Source organism: Paraburkholderia sp. (assembly GCF_035501035.1).
In the GTDB taxonomy this organism is placed as follows: Bacteria; Pseudomonadota; Gammaproteobacteria; order Burkholderiales; family Burkholderiaceae; genus Paraburkholderia.
The window spans coordinates 1-16,296 of the sequence record NZ_DATJWR010000428.1; the positions used below are offsets into that span (position 1 = coordinate 1).

10 protein-coding genes and 1 pseudogene are annotated in these 16,296 nt (G+C 62.9%); 8 read left to right on the top strand and 3 right to left on the bottom strand.

From position 1 onward, the window contains the following. The first annotated feature begins 106 nt into the window (after nt 1-106). The 3 genes from VMJ11_RS30440 to VMJ11_RS30450 all read left to right on the top strand — a co-directional run bounded on the left by VMJ11_RS30440 (nt 107) and on the right by VMJ11_RS30450 (nt 5,290). The gene (locus VMJ11_RS30440) at nt 107-3,586 is read left to right on the top strand and encodes an ATP-binding protein (protein WP_325624570.1); all 3,480 of its coding nucleotides are present in this window, start codon (nt 107-109) and stop codon (nt 3,584-3,586) included. Nucleotides 3,587-3,821: 235 nt separating this feature from the next. After that, entirely contained in the window at nt 3,822-4,370 is a 549-nt protein-coding gene (locus tag VMJ11_RS30445) for an H-NS histone family protein (RefSeq protein ID WP_325624571.1), read from the top strand. A gap of 122 nt (nt 4,371-4,492) precedes the next feature. After that, nucleotides 4,493-5,290: a sulfite exporter TauE/SafE family protein gene (locus VMJ11_RS30450; RefSeq protein ID WP_325624581.1), complete on the top strand. Its 798-nt coding sequence runs from the start codon at nt 4,493-4,495 to the stop codon at nt 5,288-5,290. 34 nt (nt 5,291-5,324) lie between these two features. Here the strand turns inward: VMJ11_RS30450 and VMJ11_RS30455 are convergent, their stop codons facing one another. From VMJ11_RS30455 to VMJ11_RS30465, 3 genes are all read right to left on the bottom strand, one after another. After that, complete coding sequence (locus tag VMJ11_RS30455) at nt 5,325-6,722, bottom strand: MFS transporter (protein ID WP_325624573.1); 1,398 nt, start codon at nt 6,720-6,722, stop codon at nt 5,325-5,327. Nucleotides 6,723-6,909: 187 nt separating this feature from the next. Beyond that, nucleotides 6,910-7,200: a hypothetical protein gene (locus VMJ11_RS30460; protein ID WP_325624575.1), complete on the bottom strand. Its 291-nt coding sequence runs from the start codon at nt 7,198-7,200 to the stop codon at nt 6,910-6,912. Nucleotides 7,201-7,347: 147 nt separating this feature from the next. After that, nucleotides 7,348-8,850, bottom strand: a complete 1,503-nt coding sequence (locus VMJ11_RS30465; RefSeq protein ID WP_325624576.1) for an efflux transporter outer membrane subunit — start codon at nt 8,848-8,850, stop codon at nt 7,348-7,350. Nucleotides 8,851-8,941: 91 nt separating this feature from the next. Between VMJ11_RS30465 and VMJ11_RS30470 the strand changes: the two genes are divergently transcribed. From VMJ11_RS30470 to VMJ11_RS30490, 5 genes and pseudogenes are all read left to right on the top strand, one after another. After that, the gene (locus VMJ11_RS30470; protein ID WP_325624577.1) at nt 8,942-9,559 is read left to right on the top strand and encodes a TetR/AcrR family transcriptional regulator; all 618 of its coding nucleotides are present in this window, start codon (nt 8,942-8,944) and stop codon (nt 9,557-9,559) included. Between the two features lie 76 nt (nt 9,560-9,635). Further along, nucleotides 9,636-10,757, top strand: a complete 1,122-nt coding sequence (locus tag VMJ11_RS30475) for an efflux RND transporter periplasmic adaptor subunit (RefSeq protein ID WP_325624578.1) — start codon at nt 9,636-9,638, stop codon at nt 10,755-10,757. Further along, the gene (locus VMJ11_RS30480) at nt 10,754-13,852 is read left to right on the top strand and encodes an efflux RND transporter permease subunit (protein WP_325624579.1); all 3,099 of its coding nucleotides are present in this window, start codon (nt 10,754-10,756) and stop codon (nt 13,850-13,852) included. Before VMJ11_RS30475 ends, VMJ11_RS30480 begins: the two co-directional genes overlap by 4 nt. A 402-nt stretch (nt 13,853-14,254) precedes the next feature. Further along, complete coding sequence (locus VMJ11_RS30485) at nt 14,255-14,908, top strand: tyrosine-type recombinase/integrase (RefSeq protein WP_325624582.1); 654 nt, start codon at nt 14,255-14,257, stop codon at nt 14,906-14,908. Beyond that, a pseudogene (locus tag VMJ11_RS30490) lies at nt 14,874-15,476 on the top strand (IS91 family transposase); the annotation flags it as partial. The gene VMJ11_RS30485 and the pseudogene VMJ11_RS30490, both read left to right, overlap by 35 nt. Nucleotides 15,477-16,296: the final 820 nt, after the last annotated feature.

A 16,296-nucleotide genomic window follows, 5' to 3' on the forward strand; every position in this document is an offset into this window, starting at 1 on the left:
GGAAGACGCGCCGCTGCTCGAACTGGCCCGCGAAGGCAACCTCGCGGCACTGGTAGATCAGGTGGGTCCCGCACTGCTTGCGCGCCTTTCCACGGGAGAATGAGCCATGCGCCTCAAGCAACTCGATTTGATCAAATACGGAAAATTCACCGATACGACGTTGCCATTTGCGCATGCGGCACACGATTTTCACGTCATCGTGGGGCCCAACGAAGCGGGCAAGTCCACGGTGCGAACCGCTGTGTCGGAACTGTTGTTCGGCATGCGCCTGCAAACACCGCTCGATTTCCTGCATGGCACGCCGGAGCTGCGTATTGGCGGCGTGCTGGAGAGCGGCGCGAGCGAGCAGCGTTTTCATCGGGCGCGCGGGAGAAATTCGCTTCGTACGCCTCAGGACGACAAGCTCCCCGACGATTTTCTCGCGGCCTTCCTCGATGGCGCGAGCAAGGAGTTCTTCGAGCAGATGTTCGGCCTCGATCACGCACGCCTCGTGGAAGGCGGGCGGAGCATTCTCGATGCTTCGGACAAGCTGGGCCAGGTGCTATTCGAATCTGCCGCCGGGGTGGGGAGCCTCGGGCCCGTCCGCGAGGAACTGGAGAATCGTGCGGCCGAACTTTGGGCGCCGCGACGCACCGGCAGCGCGTATGCCCAGGCGGAAACAGCGTTCACGGAGGCGGCGAGTGAACTGAAGGCCGCGCAAGTACGTACGCGCGACTGGGTCGAGAAAAAGGAAGCGCTCGAAACGGTGCAGCAGGCCATCGAGCGCCTGCGTGGCGAACAGCGCAGCCTCGAATCGGAGCGTTCGAAGCTGGAGCGAGTGCGTCGGCTCGCGCCGTATCGCGAGGAACTCTCGCTCAAGCAACGCGCATTGGCCGAACTGGGCGAAGTCGTCGATTTGCCGCCCACGGCCTATGCCGATCTATTGAAAGCGCAAGCCGACATTGCCGCCGAACGCAAGGTGCACGAAGCGCGGCAAGCCGATCTCGCGGGCAAGGAAGCCGCGCGTGACGCGATCGAGCCCGATCGCGCGACGCTGGCGCTCGCTGCCGAAATCGACGCGCTCGACAATCTGCGTGGTGAGTGCGTGAATTATCCGCGCGAACTGGTGGTGCGAGAAACGGAGATCAAGAGCCATCTCGACACGGCATTGGCCGCTGCCGCCCAGCTCGGCTGGCCGGCCGATGAAGCGGATTTGCGCGCAGCGCTGCCGGGTGCGCTCGCGCTGAAGACCGTGACGAATCTGCTGCGCGACCACGGCCTGCGCGAGCAGGCGCTGACTACCGCGCGTGAGGCGCGCGACGAACAGGCGCGCAAGCTCGCCCAATTGCAGGACCAACTGGAGCGCCTGCCGGGCATCGACGTGCCTCACGCGCTGCATGCGGCGCTCGACAACGCTCGCGAGTTTCGCAACAGCGCGGCAAAGGAGAGCGCGCTCGAACGTGAACTGGCGGATGCGCAACGCACGCTCGAGGAAAAGCTGGAACAGCTGGGGCAATGGCGCAAACCGGTGCAGGCGTTGCGCATGCTTGACCTTCCATCTGCCACGCGGCTCGCAGCGCTTCAGAAGGAAGAGAACGAGCGCATGAGCGCATTGGCGGCGGCGCGTGAAGCGACCGCGGCCGCGGAGGAGGAAATCGCGCGCCTCGAAATGCAGGAGAAGCATTTCATACAGGGCAACAAGGTCGTCACCACGGCGCAAGTACAGGCGGCGCGTACGCGCCGCGATAGTGCGTGGGACGAGGTCAGGCACGCGCGCGTGAGCCTCGAAGATGGCGCGCCCGTCGTGGACGATGCGATCCGTCTCGCCGATGAACTCGTCGATGCGCAACTCGGCTCGTCGCAGGCGGCCGCAACATTGCAGACGCTGCGTCAGCAACTCGAGGCGGCGCGCGCGAACGGGCAACGCAAGTGCGCCCTGCTTGATGAACGCGAGCGCGAACTCGAAAGTTTCCATACGGCGTGGACGCAAATCGCCAACGGCTCGCAGCTGCCGGGCATGCCGCTTGCTGACATGGGCGCCTGGCTCGCGAATCGCGAAGCGTCACTTATCGCGCAGAGCGAATGCGACCGGCGTGCGAGCGAGCTCGAGGAGCGCCGTGCGGCACGCGCCGCCGCGCACGCGGCGCTGCTCAAAGCGCTGCGTCCGGTTTCGGGCGCGAACGAAGCCGATGCACTGACGACCCTGATTGGCGTGGCCGAAACCTATGTGCAGTCGGCACAGAAGAGCGCCGTGCAGCGCGAAGGTCTGGACGCGCAGTTGCGCGACGCCGAGCGGGCCCACGAAGCTGCGCAATCCAGATCGACAATCGCGCAGGACGCCTACGAAAAATGGCAGGTGCAATGGCGAGAGGCCCTTACACAAGCGAATCTCGGCGCGCGCGCCACGACGCTTGCTGCGGCGGAAGGCGCCGTCGAACTGGCTAATGCGATCGCGGCCGCGTTCGCGGAAGCCGAAGCGCCGCGCAATCGCATTCGCGCGATCCGCGCGCAATTGCAGACGCTCGAAGCCGACGCGCGGCGGCTCGCTGCTGCGCTCGCGCCGGAATGGCTCCTGTCGAACGACGGGATCGACGGAATCGATGTAGCGCGGCGGCTCGCGGCACGCCTGGCCCTGGCGCGCGAGGCAGCGAAATCGCTCGCTCAGGCAGAGGCGGACGTGCAGCTCGCACGCACTCGCGTGGCCGATGCTGCTGCGGCAGTTGCGGGCGCGCAGGCACGCATCGAGCCCATTCTGAGGCTTGCGGGCGTGAACGGAATCGACGTGGCGCTGCCGCTTGCCGAGCGCTCGGATGCGCGCCGCGCACTGGCGAGCGCGATTGCGGCGGCGCGGGACACGCTCGTGCGCGAGGGCGACGGTCTTTCGCAAGAAGCCATCGCAGCGGAGATCGCGGAGCAGCCCATAGCCGAGGTGCCGGCCCAGCTCGAAACGGTGAAGCAGCAACTCGAAGCGCGCGGCCGCGAGTTGAGCGAGTGCCTGCAGCAAGAGGTAACGGCTGCGCAGGCATTCGAGGCGATCAACGGGCAGGCCAATGCGGCGCTTGCGGAGGCAAAGCGCCAGGAAGCGTTGAGCGCAATGGGCGAAGCCGCGGAGCAATATCTCGAAGCTGCGATCGCGAGCCGCCTGCTCAAATGGGCCACGGACCGCTATCGTGACCAGAAGCAAGGGCCCATGCTGCGTCGCGCGGGAGAGATATTCAACGGGCTCACGCTCGGCGAATTTGCGCGCCTCGTGGTCGATACCGAACGCAATCCGCCCGCGCTGCACGCGCGCCGCAACAACGGAAAAACGGTGGAAGTGAGCGGATTGAGCGAAGGCACGCGCGACCAGCTTTTTCTCGCGCTGCGCATAGCGGCACTGGAATTGCAACTGGCGAGCAAAGCGGCATTGCCGTTCGTCGCCGACGACCTGTTCATCAATTTCGACGACGTGCGCGCAAAGGCAGGTTTCGAAGCGTTACGCGATCTTTCGGCGAAAACCCAGGTGTTGTTTCTCACCCATCACGATCATCTTTTGCCGCTGATTCGTGAGGTATTCGGTGCGCGCGTCAATGTCGTCGAGTTGCAGCGCGCGCCGACCATGGCGTAACGGCTTGATTGTTGCACAATGAAAATTCGCAAAGCCGGAGTTTGCGTGACAATCAATAGTCTGACCAGAGAAGGCGTTTTCTTGGCGCGAATCGTTAGTTTAAAATTGCCAGAAAGTGTGATTTGACATCATAATCACCCTGTCTTTCGCGACGCCCACGGAAGCAAGATCGTATTTCGATCTGCCAATCAAGTTTGAAGGGTGTCCGTAAAAAACCGTGAATGAGGAGGTGTGAATGGTCACCCTGGATACGATTCAATTGAAGATTGCAAAACTCCAAAAACAGGCTGAGTCGATCGTCGAAAAGCAGACGTCAGTTGGCCTCACGAAAATTCGCGAACTGATGGCGAGGCATGGTCTGAGCCTGGCCGATATTGAGCGCTTCGTCGGCAAGAGACGTGGCCGCAAGCCGGGTTCGAGCGCCAAACCTGCCACGAAACGCACGGTTGCTGCGAAATACGCCGATCCGAAATCCGGTGCAACGTGGACCGGCCGTGGCCGCGCGCCGGCATGGATTCGCGACGTGAAAGACCGTTCGAAATTCCTGATCGACGGCAGCGCGGCAACGGGTTCTGCGGGCGCAAAGACCGCAGGTCGCAAAGTTACGGCGAAGGCGGCACGGAAAACGCGCGCCAATTCGGCGGCGGCGACAAAACCCGCGACGAAGCGCGCCAAGAGCGCAACCGCGAAAAAAGCCGTGCCCGCAAAAAAGGCGGCGCGTAAAACGGTGGCCCGCAAGGTCGCGGCAAAGCCGGCGCAAGCCGCTACGGCAGCGGCTGCTTAAAAAAGCCGCTTAAGCGGGGATCGCCCGCGAACAGGTGGCCGCATCGGCATATTGCCGCACGCGGCCACTTTCACATGAGTGGCGCGAAAGTACGCGCGCCCATTGCCCTTATTTTCTGCACGATGTCCGGCCTTTCTCTTTCCTCGGGGCTTCTCGCGCCTCATCTGCAGTCGCTTGGCGTGCTCGCACTGCTCGGGATCGCGCTCGCGCTGGTGCTGGGCGGCATGGTGAAAGGTGTGACGGGGATCGGCGTGCCGCTCGTGGCAATGCCGATCGTCACGCATTTTCTGCCCGTCAAGGAGGCGGTGCTGCTGCTCTCGATGCCGATCATCCTCGGCAATATTCCGCAGGCTCTCGAGGGCGGCGAAATGCTGCCGACGCTACGCAATATTGCGGCGCCGCTAATCGGCACGGTGATCGGCAACGTGTTGGGTGTGTCGGTGCTGATCGCGCTCGAACCGCATCACGCCCAGGCGGCATCGGGCGTGGCGTTGATCGTGGCGGCCATGCTGCTGCTCGTCTCGCCGCGCCTCACGCTCGCACCCGCGCTCGTCAGGCCCGTGGGCTTCGTGCTCGGCTTTGGGGCGGCCCTCATGGAAAGCATCGCGGCGGTGCCAGGGCCCTTGCTCGCCATGTATCTGATCGCATCGGGCGCGACGGGCCGCGCTTTCACCAAGCAGATCGCGATCATTCTCGTCGTGTCGGTCGTCACGCTCGTCACGACGTTCAGCCACGGCGCGCATGCCAATCTCGTCGACCTCGCGATTTCGGCTGCGGCCAGCCTCCCCGCCATCGCGGGCATGCTGTTCGTGCGGCCGCTGCGCGACAAACTGCATCCGCTCGCGTTTCGTGTAGTCGTGCTCGTGTGCGTGCTGGCCGCCGCGGCGCAAATGATCGTCAAGTCAGGCGTGTTGTTCTGATCTGCTGTCTCGACCATTGCGCCGCGCGCGGCGCTCAGTGGCTGATGGCTTCGAGCGAGAGCCCGCGCGTGGCGGGCCCGAGCAGAATCATCACGATACCCACGATCATCGAAGCACCGATGAAGATTGCCACGCCAGGCACACCGTAATGATGCAGCAGGATGCCGATCGCGAGCCCCGCGAACGCGGCGGCAATGCGGCTCCACGAATAGACGAAGCCCACGGCGCGCGCCCGCACGCGCGTGGGATAAAGCTCGGCCTGATAGCCGTGATAGGAGTACGACATCACGTTCGAGGCGAGCGTGAAGAGCACGCCCAGCACGATCAGGAGCCACGGTTGCGAGGTCTGCGCGAATAGCATGATGACCACGGCCATCGTCAGGAGGCCGCCGACGATCTGCGTCTTGCGCTCGAACTTGTCCGCGAACCACATACCGAGCAGCGGCCCGAACGGATTGGCGATCGCGATCACGAAGGCGTAGGCGAGACTCTGCGTCACGTGAACGCCGCGCGCGATCAGCAGCGTCGGCACCCACGCCGCGAAGCCATAGAAGCCGATCACCTGCGCCATGTTGAAGATGGAGAGAATCACCGTGCGCCGCAAATAGGGCGGACGCAGCACTTCGCCAAGCGAGCCGCGTCCGGCCTTTTCGAGTGCGATCGGCCCGAGCGGCGGCAAGGGTATGCCCTTTTCGGCGACCACGCGGCGTTCGATGTCTGCCACGATGCGTTCGGCTTCTTCCACGCGACCGTTGCGCGCGAGCCAGCGCGGGCTCTCCGGAATGCGGCGGCGCAGGAACCACACCACGATCGCGCCGACCGAGCCGATCAGGATCACCACGCGCCAGTAGTCGAGACCGATCGGATGCGTGTCCTTCAGGATATAGGCGAGAAACGCGACCACGGGCACCACGCTGAACGTGATGAACTGGTTGGCGGCATAGGCGCGGCCGCGCTCGGCGCTCGGGATGAGCTCGGAGATGTACGTGTCGATGGTCACGAGCTCGATGCCAATGCCAATGCCGGAGATGAAGCGCCAGATATTGAGCGCTTCGCCGGTGGTCTGGAACGCCATGATGGCCGTGCAGACCATGTACCAGATCAACGACCACGTGAAGATGAGGCGGCGCCCGAAGCGGTCGGCCACCTGCCCGAACGCGAGCGCGCCGACCCACAGCCCGGCGAAGGTCGAGAACACGAAGGTGCCGAAGCCGGCCACGCTGAGCGGGCCGAGCGACGCAAAGAAGCCGAGCGATTCGGGCGTGAAAAGGCCCGAATGCACCATGCCGGGCGCGACATAGCCGGTGAAGAACAGGTCGTAGAACTCGAATACCCCGCCGAGCGAAAGCAGAATCACCATCGTCCAGACGGTGCGTGACGGCGGTAGCCGGTCGAAGCGGGCTGCAATCTCCGCTGATTTTTCAATGGACATCCCAATACCTCATTACATTGTGAAAGCGTGTGGGGAGAAGATGTGCGTGCATCGTTTCCATCGCGGCGCAAGCGAACGCGAACGCATGATATGCCGATGCAAGCCACAGCTCGCAGCTTATTGATGCCGGGACGCGCAGACACCTGGTTGAAACCCAAACGCGGCGCTGAAAACCCGGACGCGCATATCAGGCGACGGTCGCTCCCGCGTGGCTCAAGCGATTGCGGCCGGCGTGCCTCGCGGCGTAGAGGGCGTCGTCGGGGGCATCGATCTGGGGCCAATGCCCGGCGTCGATCGCATGAAGCGAGACGTTCTTTCCCTGCGACTGGATGTGCGGCGCGACGCTCACGTAAAGATCAGGATCGGCTTTACCGCAGATGAGTAGAACACGAATGCTGGAGCACCGGAATTCAACCATGCGGGCCGTGTTGGCAATCACCTCGTCGGGCTGTTGATGCGTTATTTGCGCGAGGGCCATGGCTGCTGCCGGAAGTTATTGTCGATCACGGGCACGCGGAAATCGAAGCAATTGACGGTCTGCGCCTCGGTGAGCCCATGCTGAATCCCATATCGATTATCTGCTCGCGCATGGTCGATCATCCGGGCAGGCGCTGGCCGGTTCAACTCACGCGCCTGCCATCGCGGCGGTCTTGCCGCCAGAACGTGCAGTTGGCGCCTGCGGCGGTTGAACTGACTCCGGATTCCAGCCGCCGCCGAGGGCCTTGAACGTCGCGATAGCGGCACGAGCCGATTCCGTTTGCGCCTGCGCCCTCGCATCAGATGCCTGCAGCAGGGTTTCGTCGGCATGCAACACATCGATGAAGCTTGCAGCGCCGCCGCGATAAGCGGCCATCGAGGAATCCCTCGCTTTGGACAATGACGATTCCGCGTGCGAAAGGGTGGCGGCTTGTGACTCGCGGTTCACCAATGACGAGAGCGAGTTTTCGACATCCTCGGTGGCGCGAAGTACGGCCAGGCGATAGGCGGCAAGCGCTTGCGCATCGGCGCCTTTCGCCTCGTCGACGTCGGCGTTGATGCGCGCGAAGTCAAACAGGCGCCAGCGCAACCCAACGAGGCCTGCTGCCTGACTGGCACCGCCCGTGAAAAGCGTCCCGGCTGCGGCTGCGGTTGCACTGCCGAGGAACGCGTCCAGTGAGATGGTCGGATAGTACTCGCTGATCGCGGCCCCAATGCGCGCATTGGAGGCTGCAAGGTGGCGTTCGGCCGCGATCAGGTCGGGACGTCTTTGCAGCAGGTCGGCCGGTGTGCCCATACCGGAGATGGACGGCGCGGCGGGGATGGGGGCGGCCGCGAGCAGTTCTGCCCGGTGAGTGCCCGGCGGCGAGCCCAGCATGACATCAAGGGCATTCAGCGCCGCATCGAGGCCCGCATTGAGGGCTGGCACCGTTGCCCGGACCTGATCGAGTGAGCCTTGCGCCTGCTGAACCTGGTAGTCGGCGGCAGCGCCCTTCGTGTAAAGGAGCTGCACGTCTGCGAGCAGTTCTTCCTGTGTCTTCACCTGCCGGTTCGCGATATCCAGGCGGGCCTGAAGGCCGCGTATCGTGACGTAGATGTCCGCTGTCTGGGCTGCGACGGCAAGTCGGGTGGCAACGGCCGCCGCCTGGGTGGCTGAATAATCTGCGAGCGCGGCTTCACGCTGCCTGCGCAGACCACCAAAAATGTCGATTTCCCAACCGGCTTCCAGATTGGTTTCGTACTCGGTGCCCCAGCGCTCGTAACCTGGCGTTGCATTGAGCAACTGGCCCACCGGCGTATCGACCGACTGGTAGGCCCGCGCTGCCGAGGCTGAGACCGAGGCCGAGGGAAGCAGCGCCGCGTCCGCGGTGCCGACGCGCGCGCGAGCCTGGTCAATCCGCGCGACGGCCTGGGCGAGGTCCAGGTTCTGGGCAAGTGCCACAGATACATAGTGTGCGAGGAGTGGATCGTCGAACCCCTCCCACCAGGCTGACAGGGTAGCCGACGCAGTCGTCCCCGCCGTCGCGGACGAGGGCTGGGTCATATAGCTCCGCGAGAGCGGTACATCCGGTCGCCGGTAGTCGGGACCCACGGTGCAGGCGGAAAGGACAGCGGCGCCGATCAGCAGGAGAAGGGGGCGATGCGAAACCATGATCGATCGTCTCGGGAAGTGACTGGAGTGTGACTAATATACGATATGGTCACTCGTTGTCAATCGCTCTCTGAGAGGCTAAGCTTGAGAGATGAACAAGCCCATTCCATCCGCCCCTCTGTCGCGTGGCCCTTCGGAGCATGAAGTTCGCGCGCAAATCGTTGATGCAGCGACCGAATACTTCACCCGATACGGTTACGAAAAGACAACCGTCTCCGACCTCGCAAAGCAGATCGGTTTTTCGAAGGCCTATATCTACAAGTTCTTTGACTCGAAGCAGGCCATAGGCGAGGTGATCTGTGCGAACCGCCTCGCTGCCATCATCGCGGCCGTCAACGAGGCAGTAGGGGACGCCCACAGCGCAACGGAGAAATTTCGCCGCATGTTCAAGGCGTTACTCGCGTCCGGGCGCGAGCTCTTCTTCCAGGATCGCAAGCTTTATGACATCGCCGCCGTTGCTGCTGGCTCGCCGTGGCCCTCGGTCCGGGGCTATGAGGAGCAGATCCGGCAACTTCTGACCGATATCGTGCTGCTCGGGCGGGAAACAGGCGAATTCGAGCGCAAGACGCCGCTGGATGAGGCGGTCAATGCGATCTTCCTGGTGATGAAACCGTACTTCAGTCCTTTGCTGCTCCAGCACAACCTCGATTCGGCCGACGAAGCGACGGTCCAGCTCGCGAGCCTGGTTCTCAGGAGTCTCGCTCCATAAATCTATCTGTGACTATTGACTGATTTGGTCACTCGAATCAGAATGAGGCCTCCTATCCGTCGCAAGGAGCGACCTCATGTTCCGGCACCGTCACCTTGTTTACACATTGAGCCTGGCGTCGCTTGCCCTTGCGGCATGTGGTGACCGGCATGTCTCCGACCCGCGTACCGAGGCCCCGCTCGTACGCACGAGCGTTGTGCAGAGTGCGCCGGGGGCGAGCCGCTCGTTCACGGGCGTGGTGGGCGCCCGCGTTCAGAGCGATCTCGGCTTCCGGGTTCAGGGGAAAGTCGTCGAGCGTCTGGTCGATGCAGGCCAAACGGTCAAACGTGGCCAGCCGCTGATGCGCATCGACCCGATCGATCTGGGGTTGCAGGCCCGCTCGCAGCAGGAACTGGTTGCCGCCGCGCAGGCCCGCGCCACGCAGACCGCTGACGACGAAGCCCGGTATCGCGATCTCGTGGCGGCAGGTGCGGTGTCGGCATCGACCTACGAGCAGCTCAAAGCGGCCGCCGATTCAGCCAGGGCGCAGCTCGTCGCGGCGAAGGCGCAGGCCGATCTCGCCAATAACGCCTCCGGGTACGCCGTCCTCGTGGCGGACGCCGACGGTGTGGTTGTGGAAACCCTCGCTGAACCGGGCCAGGTCGTCAGCGCAGGCCAGGTCGTCGTGCGCCTCGCGCACGCTGGGCCGCGCGAAGCGGTCGTCCAGCTCCCCGAAACCCTGCGCCCCGCTCCCGGCTCGATTGCACAGGCCTCGCTCTACGGCGCGCACAGCGAGCGTGTTCCCGCGGCGTTGCGGCAACTCTCCGACTCCGCCGATCGCCTGACACGGACTTACGAGGCCCGCTACGTCCTCGAGGGGGCGCTTTCCGACGCCCCGCTCGGTGCCACCGTGACGGTCGATCTCGCGGGTGACGGCGACCAGCGTGAAGTCGCTCTGGAGGTGCCGGTGGGCGCATTGTTTGATCCCGGCACCGGCGCCGGCGTGTGGACGATCGAAGGATCGCCGGCGCACGCGTCCTGGCACAAGGTTCACGTCGCGGCGCTCAGCAGCGAGACGGCGACCGTCACCGGCGACCTTCATGATGGCGAGCGGGTGGTGGCGCTTGGGGCTCAACTGATTCACGACGGCGAAAAAGTGCGCATTGCTGATGGCGGTATGGCCACGGCATCGAATGCACGGGAAGGAGAGGTGCAATGAGCGGCTTCAATCTCTCAGCTCTCGCTGTTCGCGAACGCTCTGTCACGCTCTTTCTCATCATCCTGATTTCTGTTGCCGGGATCGTCGCGTTCTTCAAACTTGGACGGGCGGAAGACCCACCCTTCACCGTCAAGTCGATGACGGTCATCACGGCATGGCCTGGCGCCACGGCGCAGGAAATGCAGGATCAGGTGGCCGAGCCGCTGGAAAAGCGCATGCAGGAGCTGCGCTGGTACGACCGGACCGAAACCTATACGCGACCGGGACTGGCATTCACAACGGTGACCCTGCTGGACAGCACGCCGCCCGCCGAGGTTCCGGAGCAGTTTTACCAGGCTCGCAAGAAGCTCTCCGACGAGGCTGCCAATCTGCCCCCCGGCGTCATTGGCCCTCTTGTCAACGATGAGTACTCCGATGTCACATTTGCACTGTTCGCGGTGAAAGCGAAAGGGCAACCGCAACGGCTGCTCGTACGTGATGCCGAGGGTCTGCGTCAGCGGCTGCTCCACGTGCCGGGCGTGAAAAAAGTTAACATCATTGGTGAGCAATCCGAACGAATCTATATCTCGTTCTCGCACGACCGGCTCGCTACGCTCGGCGTGACGCCGCAGGATATCTTCGCGGCTCTGAACGGCCAGAACGTCCTGACGCCGGCAGGATCGATCGATACGGCTGGCGCCCAGGTGTTCATTCGCGTCGAGGGCGCGTTTGACAAACTGCAGAAAATCCGCAACACGCCCATCGTTGTTCAGGGCCGAACGCTCAAGCTCTCGGACGTAGCCACCGTCGAACGCGGCTATGAAGATCCGGCCACCTTCCAGATTCGCAACAACGGCGAACCCGCGTTGCTGCTTGGCGTCGTCATGCGTGACGGCTGGAACGGGCTTAACCTCGGGCAGGCGCTCGATAAAGAAGTGGCGTCAATCAATGCCGGGCTGCCGCTGGGTATGAGCCTCACCAAAGTGACCGACCAGGCCGTCAATATCCGCTCGGCGATCGACGAGTTCATGGTCAAGTTCTTCGTCGCCTTGCTCGTCGTGATGGTGGTGAGTTTTGCCAGCATGGGCTGGCGCGTAGGGATCGTGGTCTCGGCAGCGGTGCCGCTGACACTCGCGGGCGTGTTCGTCGTCATGGCCGCGACCGGCAAGAACTTCGACCGCATTACGCTTGGCTCGCTGATCCTCGCGCTCGGACTGCTTGTCGACGATGCCATCATCGCCATCGAGATGATGGTAGTGAAAATGGAGGAAGGGTATAGCCGCGTGCAGGCGTCCGCCTACGCGTGGAGCCATACGGCCGCTCCGATGCTCTCGGGCACGCTGGTCACGGCTATCGGCTTCATGCCCAACGGCTTTGCCCGCTCGACGGCGGGCGAATATACCAGCAACATGTTCTGGATCGTGGGTATCGCACTGATCACGTCGTGGATCGTTGCTGTCGTTTTCACGCCGTATCTGGGCGTCAAGCTGTTGCCGGACATTCCAAAGATCGCAGGCGGTCACGAGGCAATCTATAGCACACCGAACTACCAGCGCTTTCGCGATTTTCTGGTGCGTGTGGTTAAGCGCAAGTGGATGGTTGCGGGGATCGTGGTTGCTTCGTTCATGGTCGCGGTGATGGGCATGAGCGTCGTGAAGAAGCAGTTCTTTCCGACCTCCGACCGACCGGAAGTCCTTGTTGAGGTGCAGATGCCCTACGGCACGTCGATCGAGCAAACCTCGGCGGCAACGGCAAAGGTTGAAGCATGGCTTGCCAGGCAATCCGAAGCGAAAATCGTGACGTCGTACATTGGGCAGGGCGCTCCGCGTTTCTATTTGGCGGTGTCTCCGGAACTTCCGGATCCGTCGTTCGCCAAAATCGTGATACGCACGAATGACGAGGGGCAGAGGGAGGCGCTCAAGTTCCGCTTGCGCGAGGCCATTGCCGAAGGGCTCGCGCCCGGGGCGCAGGTTCGCGTGACCCAGCTCGTGTTCGGTCCTTATTCGCCCTATCCGGTCGCATTCCGCGTCATGGGCCCGGATCCGGATACGTTGCGCGCGATCGCCGCGCAGGTCGAGGGCGTCATGCGCGCCAGCCCGAAGATGCGAACGGTCAACACCGACTGGGGCCCTCTCGTGCCCACCTTGCACTTCACGCTGGATCAGGATCGGCTCGAAGCGCTCGGGTTGACGTCCAGCTCGGTCGCCCAGCAGTTGCAGTTCCTGCTGACCGGTATTGCGGTCACCCACGTGCGCGAGGACATCCGTTCGGTCGAAGTCGTTGCGAGATCGGCCGGCGAAGTACGACTCGATCCCGATAGAATCGGCGCGTTCACCCTGGTCGGAGCTGCCGGTCAGCGTGTGCCGCTGTCTCAGGTTGGAACGGTCGAGATCCGCATGGAGGACACGATTCTTCGCCGTCGTGACCGCACGCCGACCATCACCGTACGCGGCGACATTGCTGAAGGGCTGCAGCCGCCGGACGTCTCGACCGCAATGCTCGCGCAACTGCAGCCGGTCATCGCGAAGCTGCCTGAGGGCTACCGGATCGAAGAAGCCGGTGCGATCGAGGAAGCCGGCAAGGCGACGCAGGCGCTCGTGCCGCTGTTTCCGATCATGATCGCACTCACGTTGCTGATCATCATTTTCCAGACGCGCTCGATTGCCGCCACCATGATGGTGTTTGCGACCAGTCCGCTGGGATTGATCGGCGTGGTTCCGACTCTGCTGTTGTTCAATCAGCCGTTCGGGATCAACGCCCTCGTGGGACTCATTGCGCTCTCCGGCATATTGATGCGCAATACGCTGATCCTGATCGGACAGATCGAGCAGAACACGCGGGAGGGGTTGACGCCTTTTCATGCGGTGGTGGAGGCGACCATCCAGCGCTCCCGGCCGGTTATCCTGACTGCGCTCGCGGCAATGCTTGCATTCATTCCGCTGACCCATTCCGTGTTCTGGGGAACGTTGGCCTATACCTTGATTGGAGGAACCTTCGCGGGAACGATCCTGACGCTCGTGTTCCTGCCTGCGATGTACTCCATCTGGTTCAAGATCCGGCCCGACGCTGGGGAGGTGCCCGCTGCGAATGAGGAGAACGAAAGCACGATTGCGTAGCGGTCGTCGTGGGACGCAACAGATGTGTCACTGGGATGGTCGCGATTTGACGGTGTTTTTCGTCGCCAACGTGACAGTTTTGCTTCCACTCGGAGCGCAATAAAAGCGCCACTTCGCCTCAGTCCGCGTCAAATCTGACACTTCGCATCGCCGCAGACCTTGCCGAACTTTACGAGGCTTGATGAGCACGGGCGCAGTTTCGTCGGTAAACGCGGCGATATCGCTAATAGGCGTTGAACTAACCCGCTGACGCGGGAGGAGGTGGTTGGCCAGCGACATCGGCTCCGGGATCATCCGTAGGACACATCTGTTCGAGTGCGACGATGGCAGTGCAGTTTGCTGCCGTGACCACTCAGAGCGGAGTCCACCATGACACCCCTACGTCGACGCATGGTCGAGGATATGCGCGTGCGCAACCTCGCAGCCAGTACCCAGCGCAATTACGTGTCCTATGTCAGTGCGTTTGCCCGTCATTTCGGACGCTCCCCCGAAGTGCTTGGGCCTGAGGAGATCCGCGCCTGGCAATTGCATCTGGTTGACGCCCAGCGCTCGCGCAGCACACTTGTGCTCGCCACTGCCGCACTGCGCTTTCTCTACAACGTCACGCTCAAACGCGGGTGGGTGATTGACGAGATCGCCATGTCGAAGAAGCCGCGCAAGCTGCCGGTCATCCTCAGCCCCGACGAGGTCACGCGTTTGCTCGAGGCCATCCCCAGTATCAAGTACCGCGTCATCCTGATGACGGCTTACGCTGGTGGTCTGCGGATCTCCGAAGCCACTCGCCTGAAGGTCGGCGACATCGACAGCCAAGGCATGGTGCTACGCGTCGAACAGGGCAAAGGTCAGACCGACCGCTATGTCATGCTCTCGCCAGCGGTTGTTGGAGATCCTGCGCGAATACTGGCGCATCGGCCGACCTTAGCACTGGCTGTTCCCTGGCCGCTTCCCCGATCAGCCTATCGGGCCCACTATCGTCCGACGGGCATGCCAGGAAGCCCGTCGTCGTGCCGGCGCCCGAAGTGTCAGTCGTTTGCAGCAGGCCTTCGACGCCGGTGAGCTGCGTTTCTTCTCGTCGCTTGCCGAGCTGGCCGAGTCCGGCCGATTCGTCCGCTATCTGGCTGAGGCACGCAGTACCGACTGGGTTGTCTATGCCAAGGAGCCGTTCGGCGGCCCCAAGCAGGTCCTCGACTATCTGGGCCGCTACACACATCGCGTAGCGATCTCCACCAACCGCCTGCTCGAGTTCACCGACCAACACGTGACGTTCCGCTGGAAGGACTACCGCCGATCGGGCAAGCCGCGCGTGATGCGTCTGCCGGTGTACGAGTTCATCCGGCGATTCCTGCTACATGTCCTGCCGCGTGGATTCCAGCGCATCCGCCACTACGGGCTGCTCAGCAATTGCCTGCGCAAAGCGCGTCTGGCCGAGTGTCGTCAACTGCTCGAGGTCAAGCCTGCACACGAAGCACAGGTCACACGCCGGTCTGACTATCGTGACCACTACGAGAAGCTGACCGGCCGTTCGCTGCATGCCTGTCCCGCCTGCTCCCGGGGACGCATGCTCTGCGTCGCGCGTCTGTTGCCGGACGTCACGCCACGAGCGCCGCCGGCGAGCACCGCATGACGCCCGCTCTGCTCATCGCTACAGCTACAGACCGTTTCCGAAACGCCTCGGCCGAAACGGTGGGCGTGCTCGCGCCACATGCGTCCGTCCGACATCGCCGCCGTTCACGCTCATCGAGCGATCTGCGCGAACTCGGTTCTCTGCCGGCAAAAGCACAACGCAATACCTGCACTTCCAACTCCCCGAACATCGCCGCTGGCAATATCACCCGCAACCGCAACGATTCAATGCCCATAGCCGTCACTGCTCGCGGAGCGGTTTAGCTCAAAGAATGTTTTACGGAGCGGAAACGGCCTCGTCCGCCGTGCCCTAGCCAGCTCAGTGCGCCGTCTCCGCTCCGCAAAAAATCCTCTGGATTAGCGACAGGGCTTCGATTTGTGGCGAAGGCGCCGAATTCAAGTCGATACGGGTGACCGTTCACAGGCGAAGCGACAGGCGCTAGCCGGCCAGCAAAAGCCGTTGATGGACAGCCGGTAGACGACTGAAATGGGACTGATAACGGCCATTGGGTGATAGTTGAGGATATCCGGGCGAGGCTTTTTCGCATGCACGTGGCCGTCTATGGGCGCCTATTAGCAAATTGCCTGCGCAGCGGTACGTCGTCTCGATTTACGCGCTCGTAGATGAGAGGCCGTCACAGGGGCAAGCCAGTCAACCCTGTCGGCAGTCCCGACACACGACCCTGATTTCAGCGGCTCCATCACCCAGTGCGCAGCCGACGGAAGCGACGAGTGCCGCGAGCAGATCCCTTACTCCGTTTGCTTCGAGTTCTGACACCCTGCTACAGCGTCCGCAAATGGCAAAGACGCGATAGTCATTA